The following is a 17,783-nucleotide window of genomic DNA, read 5'->3' on the forward strand; positions in this document are numbered from 1 at the left end:
GTGTCGAGCCCTGTTCTTCGCAGAACAGTCCGCTCGTCCGAGACACCGTGTCCCGACATTCGCAGAGAGGACCTCTCATGCTCGCCCGCACCGACCTTCGTGGTCGTACCCCTTCCACGGCCGAACTTCGCGCCGCACTTCCTCGAGGTGGAGTGGATGTGGACGCGGTCCTGCATCAGGTTCGCCCGGTCGTCGAGGCGGTCCGTGAGCGCGGCGCCGACGCGGCGCTCGAGTTCAGCGAGAAGTTCGACGGCGTCAGTCCCGCGCAGGTGCGGGTGCCGCAGTCCGAGTTGGACCGCGCGCTCGGCGAACTCGATCCGGCCGTCCGGGCCGCCCTCGAGGTCGCGATCGAACGCACCCGCAAGGTCCACGCCGACCAGCGCCGCACCGACACCACCACCGAGGTCGTCCCGGGAGGCACCGTCACCGAACGGTGGGTTCCCGTCGACCGCGTCGGGCTGTACGTTCCCGGCGGCAACGCCGTCTACCCGTCCAGCGTCGTGATGAACGTGGTCCCGGCGCAGGCCGCCGGTGTCCGGTCTCTCGTGGTGGCGTCGCCGCCGCAGTCCGACTTCGGTGGTCTGCCGCACCCGACGATCCTCGCCGCGGCCGCCCTGCTGGGGGTCGACGAGGTGTGGGCCGTCGGCGGCGGTCAGGCTGTCGCCCTGCTCACCTACGGCGGCACCGACACGAACGGCGCCGAACTCGCCCCCGTCGACCTCATCACCGGCCCCGGCAACATCTACGTCACCGCCGCCAAGCGCCTCTGCCGCGGCCTCGTCGGCATCGACGCCGAGGCGGGCCCCACCGAGATCGCGATCCTCGCCGACCACACGGCCGACCCGGTGCACGTCGCCGCAGACATGATCAGCCAGGCCGAGCACGACGTGATGGCCGCGAGCGTGCTCGTCACATCCAGCGTCGAACTCGCCGACGCCGTCGACACGGCGCTGGCCGCGCAACTCGCGATCACCAAGCACAAGGAGCGCGTCACCGCCGCGCTGTCCGGCACGCAGTCGGGCACCGTCCTGGTCTCCGACGTCGAGGCGGGACTGCGGGTGGTCAACGCGTACGCCGCCGAGCACCTCGAGATCCAGACCGAGAACGCCACCGCCGTCGCCGCGAAGGTGACCAGTGCGGGCGCGGTGTTCGTCGGCCCGTGGGCGCCGGTCAGCCTCGGCGACTACTGCGCCGGGTCCAACCACGTCCTGCCCACTGCGGGCTGCGCCCGGCACTCCTCAGGTCTGAGCGTGCAGACGTTCCTGCGCGGCATCCATGTGGTCGACTACTCCGAATCCGCGCTGAAGGAGGTCTCCGGCCACGTCATCACCCTCGCGAACGCCGAGGACCTGCCCGCGCACGGTGAGGCCGTGCGGCTGCGGTTCGAGGCGCTGCGGTGACCGCGGCGAACGTGCCGGGTTCGTCGATCGGGGTGGACGCCCTGCCGATCCGGGAGAACTTGCGCGGCAAGTCGGCGTACGGGGCGCCGCAGCTGACCGTCCCGGTCCAGCTGAACACCAACGAGAACCCGCACCCGCCCACGAAGGCGCTCGTCGACGACGTCGCCGAGTCCGTGCGGGAGGCCGCGCGGGAACTGCACCGCTACCCGGATCGGGATGCGGTGGCACTGCGCACCGACCTCGCCGCGTACCTCGTCCGCCAGACGGGGGTGCCGGTGACGGTCGACAACGTGTGGGCGGCCAACGGGTCCAACGAGATCCTGCAGCAGCTGCTGCAGGCGTTCGGCGGTCCCGGTCGCAGCGCGATGGGCTTCGTGCCGTCGTATTCGATGCACCCGATCATCGCGGACGGCACCGAGACCGAGTGGCTGCCGATCTTCCGGCGCGCCGACTTCGCGCTCGACGTGGACGCCGCGACCGCGGCGATCACCGAGCGCAGGCCCGACGTCGTGTTCGTCACCAGTCCCAACAACCCGACCGGGCACAGCGTCGGCATCGCGGAACTGCGCCGGGTCCTCGACGCCGCACCGGGCATCGTGATCGTCGACGAGGCGTACGCCGAATTCTCCGACGCGCCCAGCGCTCTGACGTTGATCGACGAGTACCCGTCGAAGCTGGTGGTGTCGCGGACGATGAGCAAGGCGTTCGCGTTCGCCGGTGGCCGGCTCGGATACCTTGCGGCCGCACCGGCATTCATCGAGGCGCTGCTCCTGGTCCGGCTGCCGTATCACCTGTCGGTGGTCACGCAGGCCGCTGCCCGGGCGGCGCTGCGGCACGCGAACGAGACGCTCGCCAGCGTGCACGCGCTCGCCACGGAGCGGGTGCGGGTGTCGAAGGCATTGGAGGACACGGGGTTCCGCGTCATCCCCAGCGACGCGAACTTCATCCTGTTCGGTGAGTTCACCGACAGTGCCCACGCCTGGCGGGCCTACCTCGACCGCGGAGTGCTCATCCGGGACGTCGGCATCCCCGGATACCTGCGCGCCACCGTCGGGCTGGCCTCCGAGAACGACGCCTTCATCGTGGCGAGCGACGAGATCGCCGCCACCGAACTCACCAGCTCAGGAGACCGAGGATGACCGACCGCATCGCCCGCGTGGAGCGCGCCACCAAGGAATCCAGCATCACCGTCGAACTGAACCTCGACGGCACCGGCATCGTCGACGTCTCCACCGGGGTCCCGTTCTTCGATCACATGCTGACCGCGCTCGGCTCCCACGCGAGTTTCGACCTCACCGTCCACGCGAAGGGCGACATCGAGATCGAGGCGCACCACACGGTGGAGGACACGTCGATCGTGCTCGGTCAGGCGCTCGGTCAGGCGCTCGGCGACAAGAAGGGTATCCGCCGGTTCGGTGACGCGTTCATCCCCATGGACGAGACGCTCGCGCACGCGTCGGTCGACGTGTCGGGGCGTCCGTACTGCGTTCACACCGGCGAACCCGAACACCTGCTGCACTCCGTCATCGGCGGCTACCCGGGCGTGCCGTACGCGACGGTGATCAACCGGCACGTGTTCGAGTCGATCGCGCTCAACGCGCGCATCGCCCTGCACGTGCGCGTGCTCTACGGGCGCGATCAGCACCACATCACCGAGGCCGAGTTCAAGGCCGTCGCCCGGGCACTGCGCGAGGCCGTCGAACCGGACCCCCGCGTCACGGGTGTGCCCTCCACCAAGGGCAGCCTGTGATCCGGGCGCATTCGTGAGTGTCGTCCTCGTCTACGTCCTGTTCATCGCCGCGGGGATCGCGGCGGGCGGGGCGTATTCCATGTGGAAGTTCAACAAACTGGCCTCGGGCGTGCTGCTGGCACTGGCGGTGCTGGCAGCCGTGGCAGGCGTTCTCAGGTTGATGTAATGCCCGTCGCAGTGGAGCCGCGCCGCGGCCTGCTCCGCACCCGCGGCATGCCCGCCGCGATGGTGATGGGCGCGGCGGCGTTCGGCGGCTGGGCGGTGCTGCTGCCCGTGGTGCCGCTGATCGTCTCGCTGTCCGGTGGCTCGGACACGCTCGCCGGCAGCGTGACGGCCGTGTTCATGGCCGCGACCGTCGTCACCCAACTCGGTGTGCCCCGGCTCCTACGCAGGTGGGGGCATCGCTGGGTGCTCGCCGCCGGCTGCATGCTGCTCGGGCCGCCGTCGCTGCTCCTTCTCCTGTCGACCGAGGCGATCCCGGTGCTGGCCGTGTCGGCCGTCCGGGGATCGGGCTTCGGCATGCTCACCGTCGCCAGCAGTGCGCTGGTCGCCGAACTCGTTCCCCGCGAGATGCTCGGCCGGGCGACGGGTGCGCAGGGAATCGCGGTGGCCGCCGCGCAGATGGTCGGTCTGCCCGCGGGGCTCGCGATCATGCAGCAGTGGTCCGCGACCCCCGTCTTCGTGATCGGTGCCCTCATTCCCGCCCTCGCGGTGCTCGCGATCACGCGGCTCCCCGCGATTCACGCCCCCGCGGACCGCACCTCGCAGGGCCGCATCCCGTTCGCCGTCCTACTCACCCCGTGGCTCGCGATCGCGATCTCCGCGGCCGCATTCGGCGGCCTCTCCAGCCTGCTGCCGATCGCGATCTCGGAACGAGCCTCGCTCGCCGGGGTGATCCTCGCCGTCTCGAGCGGTGCGACGCTGATCGGGCGATACGCCGCAGGATCGTGCTCCGACCGGCTGGGGGTGGGCCACGCCCTGGTTCCCGCCCTGGCGTTCGTGTGCCTCGGCCTGGTGCTGTTCGCCGTCGCCGCGGCGACGAGTGCGCCGGTGCCGCTGCTGGTGTGTGCGGCCCTGGCCTTCGGATTCGGATTCGGCGCGGTGCAGAACGAAACCCTCGTCATGATCTTCACCGCCGCGGGACCGGCCCGATTCGGCTCGGCGAGCGCCGGATGGAACATCGGGTTCGACGCCGGAACCGGTTTCGGTTCCCTCGCGCTCGGGGCCGTCGCGTCGGCGGCCGGGTACTCCTGGGTGTTCGCGGTCGCGGCGACGGCCGTCGCGGTGGTTCCGGCCGCCGGGATGGTCGTCGGCCGCGCCCTCGGGCGTCGTGCAGCCGCCGGATAAGGTTGTGTCATGACCGTCTCCACGATTGCCGTCCTCGACTACGGCTCCGGCAACCTGCATTCGGCCACCCGCGCTCTGGCCCGGACCGGCGCGCGCGTCGAGGTCACATCCGATCACAAGGTCGCACTCGCGGCCGACGGTCTGGTCGTTCCCGGCGTCGGCGCCTTCGCCGCGTGCATGGAGGGACTACGCGCGGTCCGCGGGGAGCGGATCATCGGTCAGCGTCTGGCCGGCGGACGGCCGGTCCTCGGGATCTGCGTCGGCATGCAGATCCTCTTCGAACGCGGAGTCGAGTTCGGCGTCGAGGCGGAAGGCTGCGGCGAATGGCCCGGCACCGTCGAACGGCTCCAGGCCGACGTGCTGCCGCACATGGGATGGAACACGGTCGAGGCCCCCGACAACAGCACGCTGTTCGCCGGCATCGATCCCGACACCCGGTTCTACTTCGTCCACTCGTATGCGGCCCAGTCCTGGGACATGCCGACACCGGAGCGGCTCGCGCCCCCCGCCCTGACGTGGGCCGACCACGGCGGCAAGTTCCTCGCCGCCGTCGAGAACGGCGCGCTGTCCGCCACCCAGTTCCACCCCGAGAAGTCCGGTGACGCGGGCGCGGAGCTGCTCCGGAACTGGGTTCGCAGTCTGTGACCGAGCCCGGGGACGGGCGCGGCGACCTGTCGATCGGCAGGCTCGCGGTGTACGCGATGGGCGCAGCCACCGCAGTGCTGGTACTCGCCACCGCCATCATTCTGGTGGTGAAACCGGGCCCCGTCCTCGGGCTGATCGTCGGACTGCTCGGCGTCGCAGGTGCGATCGCGGCCATGGGCTTCGTGTCGAAACGCATGACCCGCAACGCCTACGGTCCCGATCCCGAGGACCCGGAGCCGGGTTCCGACCGCTGAGCGACTAGGGTTGTCGCACGTGAGCCTGGTCCTTTTGCCTGCTGTAGATGTCGTCAACGGTGAAGCTGTTCGCCTCGTCCAGGGGGAGGCAGGAAGCGAGACCGGATACGGCTCGCCTCGTGATGCCGCCCTCGCATGGCAGAACGACGGTGCCGAGTGGGTGCATATCGTCGACCTCGACGCCGCGTTCGGTCGCGGCTCGAACCGTGAACTCCTCGCCGACGTGGTGGGCGAGCTCGACGTCCAGGTGGAACTGTCCGGTGGGATCCGCGACGACGCGTCGCTCGAGGCCGCACTGGCGACGGGCTGCGGCCGTGTCAACCTCGGTACCGCCGCCATCGAGAACCCCGAGTGGTGTGCCCGCGCCATCGCCAAGTACGGCGAGAAGATCGCCGTCGGTCTCGACGTGCGCCTCGTCGACGGTGAATACCAGCTCCGCGGTCGCGGCTGGGTCACCGAGGGCGGAAACCTGTGGGAGACGCTCGCCCGGCTCGACAAGGACGGCTGCTCCCGGTACGTCGTCACCGACGTGAGCAAGGACGGCACCCTCACCGGCCCCAATCTCGAACTTCTCGCGCAGGTCTGCGCGGCCACCGACGCCCCCGTCGTGGCCTCGGGCGGCGTGTCCACCATCGACGACCTCCGGGCGATCGCCGGGCTCGTCGATCAGGGGGTGGAGGGATCCATCGTCGGCAAGGCGCTGTACGCGGGGCGGTTCACCCTCCCCGAGGCGCTCGCCGCGGTCTCGGGCTGAGTTCCCGCCATGGCCCTGTCCCGTGATCCCCGGGAGCTCCTCGCCGTCGCCAGCGAGCTGCTCGACGGCGTGCACGACCGGTTCGTCTCGGGTGTGGGTGCGCCCAGCGCCGTCCACAAGGGTCCCGACGACTTCGCGACCGCCGTCGACCTCGAACTCGAGAAGCGGCTGACCGGCGAATTGCGTGACCGGACCGGCATCGACGTGCACGGCGAGGAGTTCGGCGGCCCCGACCTGGGCAGCGGACCCGTGTGGGTGCTCGACCCCATCGACGGCACGTTCAACTATTCGGCCGGTCTGCCCACGGCGGGCACGCTGCTCGCGCTGCTCGACGACGGGGTTCCCGTCCTCGGTCTGACGTGGCTGCCGCTCGTCGGGCGGCGGTATGCGGCCGTCGCGGACGGCCCGCTGCTCGAAGGGGGCAAGCCCCTGCCTGCGCTCGGTCGCACGTCGCTGGCGTCGTCGATCGTGGGCTTGGGCGCACTGAACATCGACAGTCGCGGTCGCATCCCCGGCGCGTACCGGCTGCAGGTCCTTGCACAGCTCAGCCGGGTGTCCTCCCGGATCCGGATTCACGGATCCACCGGCGTCGACCTCGCGTTCACCGCGGCCGGAATACTCGGCGGCGCGGTGGTGTTCGGCCACAATGCGTGGGACAACGCCGCCGGTGTCGCGCTGGTGCGCGCCGCGGGTGGTGTGGTCACGGATCTGGGCGGCAAACCCTGGACCGTGACGTCCGACTCGGTGCTCGCCGGAGCGCCCGGAGTGCACGGCGAAATTCTCGATATCCTCGGATCACTGGGTGATCCTCGTTCCGAGCCTTCAGGAGGGCGTACGCAATGACTCTGGCGGTTCGAGTGATCCCGTGTCTGGACGTCGATGCGGGACGCGTCGTCAAGGGCGTCAATTTCGAGAACCTGCGGGATGCGGGTGACCCCGTCGAGCTGGCTGCCGCATACGACGCCCAGGGAGCCGACGAGCTCACGTTCCTCGACGTCACCGCGTCCACCGCGGACCGGGGCACCATGCTCGACGTGGTGAGCCGGACGGCGGAGCAGGTCTTCATCCCGCTGACGGTCGGCGGCGGTGTCCGCACCGTCGAGGACGTCGACCGGCTGCTGCGCGCAGGCGCCGACAAGGTCAGCGTCAACACCGCCGCGATCGCCCGGCCCGAGTTGCTCCGCGAACTCAGCGAACGCTTCGGCTCCCAGTGCATCGTCCTGTCGGTCGATGCACGGACCGTGCCGCAGGGTCAGCCCGACACCCCGTCGGGGTGGGAGGTCACGACGCACGGCGGCAAGCGCGGCACCGGTATCGACGCGGTGGAGTGGGCGGTCCGCGGCGCCGAACTGGGCGTCGGGGAGATCCTGCTCAACTCGATGGACGCCGACGGCACGAAGGCCGGTTTCGACCTGCCGATGATCCGGGCGGTGCGCGCGGCCGTGCACGTGCCGGTGATCGCCAGCGGGGGAGCGGGCGCCGTCGAGCATTTCGCACCCGCGGTCGGCGCCGGCGCGGACGCCGTCCTGGCCGCCAGTGTCTTCCACTTCGGCGACATGACGATCGGCGACGTGAAGAAGTCCATGCGTGAAGAAGGGATCACCGTCCGATGAGTCTCGACCCCGCTATCGCGTCACGGCTCAAGCGCAACGAGGCGGGACTGTTCAGTGCTGTCGCGCAGGAACGGTCGACGGGCGACGTCCTGATGGTGGCGTGGATGGACGACGAGGCCCTCGCCCGCACCCTCGACACCCGCAAGGGCACGTACTACTCCCGGTCCCGTCAGCAGTACTGGGTGAAGGGCGAGACGTCCGGTCACACGCAGTACGTCCACGAGGTGCGGCTCGACTGCGACGGCGACACCGTGCTGCTCGTCGTCGATCAGGAGGGGGCGGCGTGCCACACGGGCACGCACACCTGCTTCGACACCGACGTTCTTCTCGCCGTCGAGTAGGGCGCCACGACGCTCGGGCAGAATGCCCGCATGCCCTCGGGCAGAATGCCCGCATGCCCTCGGGCAGAATGCCCGCATGCCCTCGGGCAGAATGCCCGCATGCCATTGATTCAGATCAGTCAGACACCGGGGCTCACCGCGGAGCAGAAGCGCGCGACGATCGAGGCGGTCACCCAGGCCTACGCCGATGCGACGGGCAAGGATCCCGCGAAGGTGTGGGTGACGATCACCGAGGTCCCGCGCGACAGCTGGGGTGTCGGCGGGACGCCGCTGGGGTGAGTTGCTGTCAGGCTCTGCCGGTTCCCGACGCGATGCTCTTGTCGAGTTGGGTGAGCATGGCGCCGGACAGTTCGGACAGCTGACGGACTTGTTCGGCGGACAGTCCGTCGAAGATCAGTGAGCGGACGGATTCGACGTGCGGGGGCGCGGCCTCGACGACTTTGGCCATGCCTTCGTCCGTGAGGACGGCGTCGGAGCCGCGGCTGCCGCGGATGCTCTCGCGGCGCACCCAGCCGGCTTTTTCCATCTTGGTGATGACGTGGGACAGCCGGGACAGTGATGCGTTGGCGCGCTGGGCGAGCAGGGACAGCTGGAGGCGCCGGTTGGTTTCGCCGGACAGCGAGGCGAGGACGAAGTACTCGAAGTGGGTGAGTGCCGAGTCGCGTTGGAGCTGGGTGTCCAGTGCGGCGGGGAGCCGGGTGACCAGGGCGATGAGGGTGAGCCAGGCCTCCTGCTGCTCTGCGTCGAGCCATCGGGTGCCGGGTTCTGCGGGCTTGCCCTCGTCGTTCCCACTCATCAGTGGTGTCCTCCATCTGTACGTCGATCCACGCGTGCAGCGTGTTCAACATAGTTAGCACGTCGCGGGCCGGATCGTGCCCGGGGAATTAGTTGCCGCGCCCATCGGTTGACTCTTATAGTAACTTGAAGGTTCAACATTGGCCGTCGATGTTGGATCTCGGATCTGAAGGAGTCGCGATGACCGCCACGATGCCCGCACTGTTCCTCAGCCATGGTGCGCCTCCACTGGTCGACAGCGAACTGTGGGTGTCGCAGCTGGCGAAGTGGGCAGGCGACCTGCCGCGGCCGAAGGCCATCCTCATGGTGTCGGCGCACTGGGAATCGGCGCCGCTCACGATCGGATCCACCACCACCGGCACGCCCCTCGTCTACGACTTCGGTGGCTTCCCCGAGCGCTTCTACCGGACCACGTACGAGTCGCCCGGTGCCCCCGACCTCGCGGCGCAGATCGTGGCGCTGATGCCGGACGACGAGACCGTGTCGCACCAGCCGCACCGCGGCCTGGACCACGGCGCCTACGTGCCGTTGACGGTCATGTACCCCGACGCCGACATCCCGGTCCTGCAGATCTCGCTGCCCACGCTCGACCCGCAGCGACTGCTGCACCTCGGTGAGCGGCTGCGTCCCCTGCGCGAGCAGGGTGTGCTGATCGTCGGTTCGGGATTCACCACACACGGCCTGCCGTTCCTGCGCGACCCGTCACCCGACGCGAAGGCGCCCGGCTGGTCGTCGGAGTTCGACGCCTGGGCGGACGAGCGCCTCGCCGCTGGCGACGTCGATTCGCTCATCGACTTCCGCTCGCTCGCGCCGGGCATGCCGTACGCCCACCCGACGATCGAGCACTTCGCGCCGCTGTTCGTCACGCTGGGCGCCTCGAGCGATCCGGAGCAGATCCCTCGGCAGGTGATCGACGGCTTCTGGATGGGGCTGGCCAAACGGTCGATTCAGGTGGACTGACGTGTCCGGAGGAAGGCGAGCGCCTGATCGCCGTGCGTGTTGGCGCGGAACTCGCTCGAGATGACCTCGAGCACGGTGCGGTCGGTGTCGATGACGAACGTCGACCGCTTGACCGGGGCGAGTTTGCCGAGCAGTCCGCGGCGGACGCCGAACTTCTCCGCGACGGCTCCGTCGGCGTCCGACAGCAGCGGGTAGTCGAACGACTGCGCCTGCGCGAACGACGCCTGCTTCTCCACCGCGTCGGTGCTGATCCCGGCGCGGGACGCGCCCACCGCGGAGAACTCGATTCCGAGGTCGCGGAAATGGCAGGCCTCGGCGGTGCAGACCGGCGTCGACGCCGCGGGGTAGAAGAACAGCACCAGAGGGCCGTCCTCGAGGAGGCTCGACAGGGACCGCGCGATGCCGTCCTGATCGGGCAGGGTGAATTCCGGTGCGAGCTGACCTGGCTTCATGAGAGCCGAGGCTACCCGCGCACGCAGACACGACGAGTGCGCCTGGGATGATGGTCGGCATGCACGGCGAGCCCACCACGATTCCCGCACCCGAGTCCGCCGCCACCCCGGCCGACGACGGGTCCGACTCGACTACGACGCGCGAGCAGTTCCACGCTCTCGCCGCCGAACACCGGGTGGTCCCGGTGACGCGCAAGGTGTTGGCAGACGCGGAAACTCCGCTGTCGGCGTACACCAAGCTGGCGGCGAACCGGCCGGGGACCTTCCTGCTCGAGTCGGCGGAGAACGGCCGATCGTGGTCGCGATGGTCGTTCATCGGCGCGGGCAGTCCCGCCGCGCTCACCGTCGTCGACGGTGAAGCGGCCTGGTACGGCAACGTCCCGGCGGGCGTCCCGTCCGGCGGCGATCCGATCGCGGCCCTCGGCCGGACGCTGGAACTGCTCCGCACCGAGCGGCTGCCCGACCTGCCGCCGCTGACCGGCGGCATGGTGGGCTTCCTCGGCTACGACGCGGTGCGCCGGATCGAGCGCATCGGCGAGCACGCCACCGACGATCTGCAGATCCCCGAGATGGTCATGTTGCTGGCGACGGATCTCGCGGCCGTCGACCACCACGAGGGCGCCATCACCCTGATCGCCAACGCGGTCAACTGGGACGGCACCGACGAACGTGTCGACGAGGCCTACGACTCCGCAGTGGAGCGGCTGGACCGGATGACGCACGCCCTGTCGGCGCCGGCGTCGTCCACAGTGTCCACGTTCGCGAAGCCCGCCCCCGACTACCGGCGTCAGCGCACCACCGAAGGATTCGGCGCCGACGTGCAGAAGCTCGTGGGAGACATCGAGGCGGGCGAGGCATTTCAGGTGGTGCTGTCGCAGCGCTTCGAGATCGACTGCACCGCGGACCCGATCGACGTCTACCGGATGCTGCGCGCCTCCAACCCCAGCCCGTACATGTACCTGCTCAACGTGCCGAACGGCGACGGCGAGACCGCGTTCTCGATCGTCGGTTCGAGCCCGGAGGCCCTGGTGACCGTGTCGGAAGGCGTCGCCACCACGCACCCGATCGCGGGAACCCGGTGGCGCGGGCACACCGAGGAGGAGGACATCCTGCTCGAGAAGGACCTGCTCGCCGACGAGAAGGAGAACGCGGAGCACCTCATGCTCGTGGACCTGGGCCGCAACGACCTCGGGCGCGTGTGCGAACCGGGCACGGTGAAGGTCCACGACTACCGCCACATCGAGCGGTACAGCCACGTGATGCATCTCGTCTCCACCGTCACGGGTCACCTCGCGGACGGTAAGCATGCCTTGGACGCCGTCACCGCGTGTTTCCCGGCGGGCACGCTGTCGGGTGCGCCGAAGGTCCGGGCGATGCAGCTGATCGAGGAACTCGAACCCACGCGCCGGGGCATCTACGGCGGCATCATCGGGTACCTCGACTTCGCCGGCGACGCCGACACGGCCATCGCGATCCGGACCGCGCTGATCAAGGACGGCATCGGGTACGTCCAGGCGGGTGCGGGCGTCGTCGCCGACTCGAACCCCGAGTACGAGGACACGGAGGCGCGGAACAAGGCGATGGCGGTGCTGAGCGCGATCGCGGCGGCGCACACGCTGAAGACCCTGGGAGGCGACACGCAGTGAGTGACGCGTCGGAGACGGCCCGGGAACCCGGGCAGGCGGGACGTCGCCGGTCGATGATCTCGGTGCTGCTGCTCGCGGTCGCCGCGCTGTGCCTGTGGGGTGCCTCCCGGATGACGTGGGTGGAGGTCACCTCCTCCGACGGACTCGGGGAGGAGCGCACGTCCGCGCTCGTCGGCGGCACGTGGGCGGCGGCCCTCACGCCGTTGGCGCTGACCCTGGTCGCCGCGATCGCCGCGTCGTTCGCCGTGAAGGGCTGGGCGCTGCGTGTGCTCGGCGTCCTCGTCGCGGTCGTGGCCGTCGCGGCCGCGGTTCCGGCGGTGGGGTTGATCGTGTCCGGCGCCTCCGACGAGGAGGCGGGCAGGCTGGCCGAGTTGCCGGGCCGCGCCGAGGTTCAGTCGGTGTCCGTGCACGTCGGACCCGCCGTGCTCGCGCTGGTGGGCGGCGTGGCGGCGCTCGCCGCCGCGGTGGAACTCGTGCGCCGTCCGCGTGTGCGGGCCGGGCTCTCCTCCAAGTACGACAGCCCCGGTGCGCGGCGTGACGCGGCGAAGAAGGCCGGCGCCGATGCGGCCGAGGGGCCCGTCAACCAGCGCATGCTCTGGGACGCCCTGGACGCGGGGGAGGACCCCACGGTGGAAGACAAGAAAGCCGAACCTGTCGACCAAGTTGACGGACCGGACAAAGACCCGGGGACCCGAACGTAAACAGAATCAGAGTGCCATCTAGGCTGACTTCACCCCTGATGATGTTCCTCACATCGGGTTTTTCTGCCCAGAAAGGACTCGGGCCACGATGACCGTTCTCGACTCGATTCTCGACGGGGTGCGCGCCGACGTCGCCGCCCGCGAAGCCGTCCTTGACTTCGCCGCAGTCAAGGCTGCCGCCGCTGCCGCACCGCCGGCCCTCGATGCCGCGGCCGCCCTGCTCGAGCCGGGCATCGGAGTCATCGCCGAGGTCAAGCGCGCGAGCCCCTCGAAGGGCGCGCTCGCCGACATCACCGATCCCGCCGAGTTGGCCGCCGCCTACCAGGCCGGTGGCGCCCGCGTGATCAGCGTGCTCACCGAGGAGCGCCGGTTCCAGGGGTCCCTCGCGGACCTCGACGCGGTCCGCCGCGCGGTGAGCATCCCGATCCTCCGCAAGGACTTCATCGTGGGGCCGTATCAGATCCACGAGGCCCGCGCGCACGGCGCCGACGTCGTGCTGCTCATCGTCGCCGCCCTCGAACAGGACGCGCTTGCGTCGCTGATCGACCGCACGGAGTCGCTGGGCATGACGGCCCTCGTCGAGGTCCACACCGAGGAAGAGGCCAACCGGGCGCTCGAGGCCGGTGCCAAGGTCATCGGCGTCAATGCCCGCAATCTCAAGACGCTCGAGGTCGACAAGAACACGTTCGGCGAGATCGCTCCCGGGCTGCCGACCGAGATCATCAAGATCGCCGAGTCCGGTGTGCGCGGCACAGCCGACCTGCTGGCCTACGCCGGTGCGGGAGCCGACGCGGTGCTGGTCGGCGAAGGCCTCGTCACCAGCGGGGATCCGCGCAAGGCGGTGGCCGATCTGGTCAACGCAGGCGCTCACCCGTCCTGCCCCAAGCCGTCACGCTGACGCTGCGTCAGCGGAACTGACCCGGACGGCGGCCGAACCCGGCGTTGGGGCAGACTGGACCTGTGACTTCACGTAATCAGGAAACCGTCTTCAAGGGTGGCAATCTGCCGACTGCCAGCGCCGGGATCGCCGAGCGCACGACGCACGACCCCGACGCCGGAGGACACTTCGGCGTGTACGGCGGACGGCACGTGCCCGAGGCCCTGATGGCAGTGATCGAGGAGGTCACCGCCGAGTACGAGAAGGCCCGCGCCGACGACGCGTTCCTGAACGAACTCGATCGTCTCCAGCGCGACTACACCGGCCGTCCGTCCCCGATCTTCGAGGCGAAACGGATGAGCGAGTTCGCCGGTGGGGCGCGGCTCATCCTCAAGCGCGAAGACCTCAACCACACGGGCTCGCACAAGATCAACAACGTGCTCGGCCAGGTGCTGCTCGCCAAGCGGATGGGCAAGACCCGCATCATCGCGGAGACCGGGGCCGGCCAGCACGGTGTGGCCACCGCGACCGCCTGCGCGCTCCTCGGCCTGGAATGCGTCATCTACATGGGTGCCGTCGACACCGAGCGGCAGGCGCTGAACGTCGCCCGCATGCGCTTGCTGGGCTCGTCGGTGGTGTCGGTCGAGTCGGGGTCGAGGACCCTGAAGGACGCCATCAACGAGGCGCTGCGCGACTGGGTCACCAACGCCCACAACACGTATTACTGCTTCGGCACCGCTGCCGGGCCGCACCCGTTCCCGACCATCGTCCGCGACTTCCAGCGCGTCGTCGGTCTGGAGGCGCGTGCCCAGGTGCAGGCGCTGACCGGTCGGCTGCCCGACGCTGTGACGGCGTGTGTCGGCGGCGGTTCCAACGCCATCGGCATCTTCCACGCGTTCCTCGACGACCCCGCCGTGCGGCTGGTCGGCTACGAGGCCGCCGGTGACGGCGTCGAGACCGGGCGGCACGCCGCCACGTTCGCCGCGGGCACCCCGGGCGCGTTCCAGGGTGCGTACTCGTACCTGCTGCAGGACGAGGACGGCCAGACCATCGAGTCGCACTCGATCTCCGCGGGCCTCGACTACCCCGGTGTCGGACCCGAGCACGCACTCCTCAAGGACATCGGCCGCGCCACCTACGAGCCGGTCACCGACACGGAGGCCATGGACGCGCTCCGTCTGCTGTCCGAGCGGGAGGGCATCATCCCGGCCATCGAGTCCGCCCACGCCGTCGCCGGGTCGCTGCGACTGGGCCGCGAACTGGGGGAGGGCGCCATCATCGTCATCAGCCTGTCCGGGCGCGGCGACAAGGACATGGACACGGCCGCCAAGTGGTTCGGACTGTTCGATCCCGACGACTCGACCGAGACCACCACGACTGACAAGGAAGGTTCGGCCAAGTGAGCGAACGACTCTCGCGCCTCGCCCCGACGTTCGCGCAGTGCCGCGAGGAGAAGCGCGCCGCGCTCGTCGGGTACCTCCCGGCCGGTTTCCCCACCGTGCAGGAGTCCATCGACGTGTTCAAGGCGATGGTCGAATCCGGTTGCGACATCGTCGAGGTCGGCATCGCCTACTCCGACCCGGTGATGGACGGGCCCACCATCCAGGCGGCGGCCGAGACGGCGCTGCGGAACGGTGTCCGCGTGCGTGACGTGTTCACCGTCGTCGAGGCGATCGCCTCCGTCGGCGGCAAGGCCGTCGTGATGACCTACTGGAATCCGGTCCTGCAGTACGGCGTCGACAAGTTCGCCCGCGACCTGGCGAGCGCGGGCGGCCTCGGCCTGATCACGCCCAACCTCATCCCCGAGGAAGCCGGCGAGTGGATCGCCGCGTCGAAGGAACACGACCTCGACCGGATCTTCCTCGTGGCGCCGTCGTCGACCGAGGAACGTCTCTCGATGACCCTCGACGCGAGCAGCGGCTTCGTGTACGCCGCGTCGACGATGGGTGTCACCGGTGCCCGTGACGCGGTGTCGTCGATGGCACCCGAGCTGACCGCCCGTATCCGCGCCCACTCGGACATTCCGGTGGGTGTCGGACTGGGTGTCCGCTCCGGCGCGCAGGCCGCCGAGATCGCCGCGTACGCCGATGCGGTCATCGTCGGATCTGCGCTGGTCACGGCCGCGGAGAGCGGTCTCGACGCGGTGCGCTCGCTCACGAAGGAACTCGCCGAGGGCGTTCGCTCCGCTACCGTGGCGTCGTGACTTCCACTGTGGACGTACTGGCCTACATTCCGAGTCCGCCCCAAGGTGTCTGGTATGTCGGACCGGTGGCCCTGCGCGCGTACGCGCTGTTCATCATCGTCGGGATCGTCGTCGCGATCGTGTGGGGTGACCGTCGCTGGGTCGCCCGCGGCGGCGAGAAGGGCACCGTCCTCGACATCGCCATCTGGGCGGTGCCGTTCGGCCTGATCGGCGGCCGTCTGTACCACGTGATGACCGACTGGCCGACGTACTTCGGGGAGGGCGGCGACCCCGTCGACGCCCTGAAGGTGTGGCAGGGCGGTCTCGGCATCTGGGGCGCCGTGGCGCTCGGCGGTGTCGGCGCCTGGATCGGGTGTCGCCGCCGCGGCATCCCGCTGCCGGCGCTCGGCGACGCGGTCGCGCCCGCGATCCTGCTGGCGCAGGCGATCGGCCGGCTCGGAAACTACTTCAACCAGGAACTCTACGGTCGTGAGACCGAGGTGCCGTGGGGTCTCGAGATCTTCGAGCGGCGCAACGACGTGGGTCAGGTGTCACCGCAGCTGATCGACGGGGTGTCCACCGGCGAGGTCGCGTTCGTGGTGCACCCGACGTTCCTGTACGAGGCCCTGTGGAACGTGCTGATCGTCCTCCTGCTCGTGTGGGTCGATCGCCGCTTCCGCATCGGTCACGGCCGACTGTTCGCCCTGTACGTGGCCGGTTACTGCGCCGGCCGCTTCTGGATCGAACTGATGCGCAGCGATCACGCGAGCCTCATCGCCGGCGTCCGCGTGAACTCGTTCACCTCCGCCCTGGTGTTCGTCGCGGCACTGGTGTACTTCTTCGCCGCCACGAAGGGCCGCGAGGACCCGGCCGAATTGCGGCCTGCCGACGGCGGCCCGGTCGAGGGCGGCGGCGAACCGGTCGACGGCGAGATCGCGCAGAAGGAGCCCGAGAAGAACGTCGAGGACGCGGGCAAGGACGAGGGCACGTCCGCGTCGGAGCCGGTATCGGACGACAAGGCCGCGAGTACCGCGAGTACCGGCGGCGAGGCGGGCACGAAGACCATCGACAGCAAGAAGGATGACGCGAATGACTGAACCGGGGAAAGCATCCGACGATTCCGGCAAGGGTGCATCCGAGGACGCACACAAGGTCGACCTGGGGAAGAGCAGCGACGGCACCGAGAACAGCACCGAGTCGAGCCTGCCGCCGGAGTTCGGCTCACCCTTCGATTACGACGCCACCGCCGAGGCCTCGCTGTCCCAGCCGCCTGCCACGTCGGACGCGACGCCGTCACCGGGTTCGACCGGCACCGGACCGGGGTGGGACACGTACTCCGGTGTCGGCAACGGCCCGGGCTGGGGGTCCACGCCCACCTACCCGTCGCCGAGCGGCACCGAGCCGACGGCCCCGTTCCCGAACGTGGGCGAGCCGACGTCGCCGACCGCGCCCTACACCGGGTACGAGAACCCCCAGCAACCGGACGGTCCCACCTACGGCGCACCCGACCCCAACTACGGTGCGCAGTACGGGGCGGCTCCGCAGTCGCCGCAGGACTACCAGCAGCCCGGGTACCAGCAGCCGGGGTACGGACATCAGCCGGGTTACCCCCAGCAGGGGTTCCCGCCGCCCGGATACGCCCCCGGCGGCTACAACGCGTACGCCGATCCGTCGGCGCCGTTCGGCAGGCACCCGCTGACGGGTGAGCCGTACTCCGACAAGTCCAAGCTGACCGCCGGCCTGCTGCAGATCTTCCTCGGCGGTTTCGGAGTCGGACGGTTCTACCTGAACCAGCCCGGCATTGCCGTGGCGCAGATCGCCGTCACGTGGCTCACCTGTGGAATCGGCGGAATCTGGCCGCTGGTCGACGGCATCATGATGCTGACCGGAAGCGTGAAGGACAAGTACGGACGACCTCTGCGGGAGCAGTGACGATCCCTGAAGGAACTGTGGCCCGTGTTGCTGATGCGACACGGGCCACGGTGCTTTCCGGGGCCGGATTCGGCATATCTTGCGAGGTATCGGTCCTGGTAAGCTGAGCACGCCGGGTGTATGTCCGGTTACAA

The 17,783-nt window shown here is 69.7% G+C and carries 22 protein-coding genes; 20 read left to right on the forward strand and 2 right to left on the reverse strand.

The genetic code is table 11. The features are described from left to right. Positions 1-77: 77 nt before the first annotated feature. The 12 genes from hisD to JVH1_RS32630 all read left to right on the forward strand — a co-directional run bounded on the left by hisD (position 78) and on the right by JVH1_RS32630 (position 8,383). Positions 78-1,400, forward strand: a complete 1,323-nt coding sequence (gene hisD / locus JVH1_RS32575; RefSeq protein WP_009473681.1) for a histidinol dehydrogenase — start codon at positions 78-80, stop codon at positions 1,398-1,400. Then, positions 1,397-2,539, forward strand: a complete 1,143-nt coding sequence (locus JVH1_RS32580; protein WP_009473680.1) for a histidinol-phosphate transaminase — start codon at positions 1,397-1,399, stop codon at positions 2,537-2,539. The genes hisD and JVH1_RS32580 overlap by 4 nt, the downstream gene beginning before the upstream one ends. Further along, the gene (gene hisB, locus JVH1_RS32585; RefSeq protein WP_009473679.1) at positions 2,536-3,150 is read left to right on the forward strand and encodes an imidazoleglycerol-phosphate dehydratase HisB; all 615 of its coding nucleotides are present in this window, start codon (positions 2,536-2,538) and stop codon (positions 3,148-3,150) included. The genes JVH1_RS32580 and hisB overlap by 4 nt, the downstream gene beginning before the upstream one ends. A 13-nt stretch (positions 3,151-3,163) precedes the next feature. After that, positions 3,164-3,316, forward strand: a complete 153-nt coding sequence (locus JVH1_RS32590) for a hypothetical protein (RefSeq protein WP_007297398.1) — start codon at positions 3,164-3,166, stop codon at positions 3,314-3,316. Next, positions 3,316-4,497 carry an MFS transporter gene (locus JVH1_RS32595; protein ID WP_009473678.1) on the forward strand — a complete coding sequence of 394 codons (1,182 nt, stop codon included), beginning with the start codon at positions 3,316-3,318 and terminating at the stop codon, positions 4,495-4,497. The genes JVH1_RS32590 and JVH1_RS32595 overlap by 1 nt, the downstream gene beginning before the upstream one ends. Positions 4,498-4,506: 9 nt before the next feature. Further along, the gene (hisH, locus tag JVH1_RS32600) at positions 4,507-5,142 is read left to right on the forward strand and encodes an imidazole glycerol phosphate synthase subunit HisH (RefSeq protein ID WP_009473677.1); all 636 of its coding nucleotides are present in this window, start codon (positions 4,507-4,509) and stop codon (positions 5,140-5,142) included. Continuing rightward, positions 5,139-5,396, forward strand: coding sequence for a membrane protein (locus JVH1_RS32605; protein WP_009473676.1), 258 nt, complete (start codon positions 5,139-5,141; stop codon positions 5,394-5,396). Before hisH ends, JVH1_RS32605 begins: the two co-directional genes overlap by 4 nt. Positions 5,397-5,415: 19 nt before the next feature. Then, entirely contained in the window at positions 5,416-6,150 is a 735-nt protein-coding gene (priA, locus tag JVH1_RS32610) for a bifunctional 1-(5-phosphoribosyl)-5-((5-phosphoribosylamino)methylideneamino)imidazole-4-carboxamide isomerase/phosphoribosylanthranilate isomerase PriA (protein WP_005247511.1), read from the forward strand. A 9-nt stretch (positions 6,151-6,159) separates the two neighbouring features. After that, positions 6,160-6,993 (forward strand): inositol monophosphatase family protein, encoded by an 834-nt coding sequence (locus JVH1_RS32615; protein WP_009473673.1) that lies wholly within the window; start codon positions 6,160-6,162, stop codon positions 6,991-6,993. Further along, complete coding sequence (gene hisF, locus JVH1_RS32620; protein ID WP_005247506.1) at positions 6,990-7,763, forward strand: imidazole glycerol phosphate synthase subunit HisF; 774 nt, start codon at positions 6,990-6,992, stop codon at positions 7,761-7,763. Before JVH1_RS32615 ends, hisF begins: the two co-directional genes overlap by 4 nt. Further along, a complete protein-coding gene (gene hisI / locus JVH1_RS32625; protein WP_009473672.1) occupies positions 7,760-8,104 on the forward strand; it encodes a phosphoribosyl-AMP cyclohydrolase in 345 nt (114 codons plus the stop codon). The genes hisF and hisI overlap by 4 nt, the downstream gene beginning before the upstream one ends. Before the next feature lie 99 nt (positions 8,105-8,203). Further along, positions 8,204-8,383 carry a 2-hydroxymuconate tautomerase family protein gene (locus JVH1_RS32630; RefSeq protein WP_005260336.1) on the forward strand — a complete coding sequence of 60 codons (180 nt, stop codon included), beginning with the start codon at positions 8,204-8,206 and terminating at the stop codon, positions 8,381-8,383. 7 nt (positions 8,384-8,390) lie between these two features. Here JVH1_RS32630 and JVH1_RS32635 read toward each other — a convergent pair whose 3' ends face one another. Then, on the reverse strand, positions 8,391-8,900 hold the full coding sequence (locus tag JVH1_RS32635; RefSeq protein WP_009473671.1) for a MarR family winged helix-turn-helix transcriptional regulator: 510 nt from the start codon (positions 8,898-8,900) through the stop codon (positions 8,391-8,393). Between the two features lie 179 nt (positions 8,901-9,079). On the opposite strand from JVH1_RS32635, the gene JVH1_RS32640 reads away from it, so the two are divergent. Continuing rightward, positions 9,080-9,859: a dioxygenase gene (locus tag JVH1_RS32640; protein ID WP_009473670.1), complete on the forward strand. Its 780-nt coding sequence runs from the start codon at positions 9,080-9,082 to the stop codon at positions 9,857-9,859. On the opposite strand, the gene JVH1_RS32645 is transcribed toward JVH1_RS32640, so the two are convergent. Then, on the reverse strand, positions 9,847-10,311 hold the full coding sequence (locus tag JVH1_RS32645; RefSeq protein ID WP_009473669.1) for a peroxiredoxin: 465 nt from the start codon (positions 10,309-10,311) through the stop codon (positions 9,847-9,849). The genes JVH1_RS32640 and JVH1_RS32645 overlap by 13 nt on opposite strands. Positions 10,312-10,370: 59 nt before the next feature. Here JVH1_RS32645 and JVH1_RS32650 point away from each other — a divergent pair, with 59 nt between their 5' ends. From JVH1_RS32650 to JVH1_RS32680, 7 genes are all read left to right on the forward strand, one after another. After that, a complete protein-coding gene (locus JVH1_RS32650) occupies positions 10,371-11,957 on the forward strand; it encodes an anthranilate synthase component I (protein ID WP_037195478.1) in 1,587 nt (528 codons plus the stop codon). Further along, the gene (locus JVH1_RS32655; RefSeq protein WP_009473667.1) at positions 11,954-12,658 is read left to right on the forward strand and encodes a TIGR02234 family membrane protein; all 705 of its coding nucleotides are present in this window, start codon (positions 11,954-11,956) and stop codon (positions 12,656-12,658) included. Before JVH1_RS32650 ends, JVH1_RS32655 begins: the two co-directional genes overlap by 4 nt. 88 nt (positions 12,659-12,746) lie before the next feature. Further along, positions 12,747-13,556, forward strand: a complete 810-nt coding sequence (trpC, locus tag JVH1_RS32660; RefSeq protein ID WP_005247490.1) for an indole-3-glycerol phosphate synthase TrpC — start codon at positions 12,747-12,749, stop codon at positions 13,554-13,556. Positions 13,557-13,618: 62 nt separating this feature from the next. After that, on the forward strand, positions 13,619-14,938 hold the full coding sequence (gene trpB / locus JVH1_RS32665) for a tryptophan synthase subunit beta (protein ID WP_005247488.1): 1,320 nt from the start codon (positions 13,619-13,621) through the stop codon (positions 14,936-14,938). Next, a complete protein-coding gene (gene trpA / locus JVH1_RS32670; RefSeq protein WP_009473666.1) occupies positions 14,935-15,738 on the forward strand; it encodes a tryptophan synthase subunit alpha in 804 nt (267 codons plus the stop codon). The genes trpB and trpA overlap by 4 nt, the downstream gene beginning before the upstream one ends. Then, the gene (lgt, locus tag JVH1_RS32675; RefSeq protein ID WP_016880084.1) at positions 15,735-16,814 is read left to right on the forward strand and encodes a prolipoprotein diacylglyceryl transferase; all 1,080 of its coding nucleotides are present in this window, start codon (positions 15,735-15,737) and stop codon (positions 16,812-16,814) included. The genes trpA and lgt overlap by 4 nt, the downstream gene beginning before the upstream one ends. Continuing rightward, positions 16,807-17,649, forward strand: a complete 843-nt coding sequence (locus tag JVH1_RS32680) for a TM2 domain-containing protein (protein ID WP_009473664.1) — start codon at positions 16,807-16,809, stop codon at positions 17,647-17,649. Before lgt ends, JVH1_RS32680 begins: the two co-directional genes overlap by 8 nt. The last annotated feature ends 134 nt before the right edge of the window (positions 17,650-17,783 follow it).

Origin of the sequence: Rhodococcus sp. JVH1 (assembly GCF_000280725.2) — a bacterium.
Lineage (GTDB): Bacteria > Actinomycetota > Actinomycetes > Mycobacteriales > Mycobacteriaceae > Rhodococcus_F > Rhodococcus_F jostii_A.

Bases quoted from the DNA above. Each gene is read 5' to 3' on its own strand.
- hisD (WP_009473681.1), top strand. From the start codon at position 78: ATGCTCGCCCGCACCGACCTTCGTGGTCGTACCCCTTCCACGGCCGAA.
- hisB (WP_009473679.1), top strand. From the start codon at position 2,536: ATGACCGACCGCATCGCCCGCGTGGAGCGCGCCACCAAGGAATCCAGC.
- JVH1_RS32595 (WP_009473678.1), top strand. From the start codon at position 3,316: ATGCCCGTCGCAGTGGAGCCGCGCCGCGGCCTGCTCCGCACCCGCGGC.
- hisH (WP_009473677.1), top strand. From the start codon at position 4,507: ATGACCGTCTCCACGATTGCCGTCCTCGACTACGGCTCCGGCAACCTG.
- JVH1_RS32615 (WP_009473673.1), top strand. From the start codon at position 6,160: ATGGCCCTGTCCCGTGATCCCCGGGAGCTCCTCGCCGTCGCCAGCGAG.
- hisF (WP_005247506.1), top strand. From the start codon at position 6,990: ATGACTCTGGCGGTTCGAGTGATCCCGTGTCTGGACGTCGATGCGGGA.
- hisI (WP_009473672.1), top strand. From the start codon at position 7,760: ATGAGTCTCGACCCCGCTATCGCGTCACGGCTCAAGCGCAACGAGGCG.
- JVH1_RS32630 (WP_005260336.1), top strand. From the start codon at position 8,204: ATGCCATTGATTCAGATCAGTCAGACACCGGGGCTCACCGCGGAGCAG.
- JVH1_RS32635 (WP_009473671.1), bottom strand. From the start codon at position 8,900: ATGAGTGGGAACGACGAGGGCAAGCCCGCAGAACCCGGCACCCGATGG.
- JVH1_RS32640 (WP_009473670.1), top strand. From the start codon at position 9,080: ATGACCGCCACGATGCCCGCACTGTTCCTCAGCCATGGTGCGCCTCCA.
- JVH1_RS32645 (WP_009473669.1), bottom strand. From the start codon at position 10,311: ATGAAGCCAGGTCAGCTCGCACCGGAATTCACCCTGCCCGATCAGGAC.
- JVH1_RS32650 (WP_037195478.1), top strand. From the start codon at position 10,371: ATGCACGGCGAGCCCACCACGATTCCCGCACCCGAGTCCGCCGCCACC.
- trpC (WP_005247490.1), top strand. From the start codon at position 12,747: ATGACCGTTCTCGACTCGATTCTCGACGGGGTGCGCGCCGACGTCGCC.
- JVH1_RS32680 (WP_009473664.1), top strand. From the start codon at position 16,807: ATGACTGAACCGGGGAAAGCATCCGACGATTCCGGCAAGGGTGCATCC.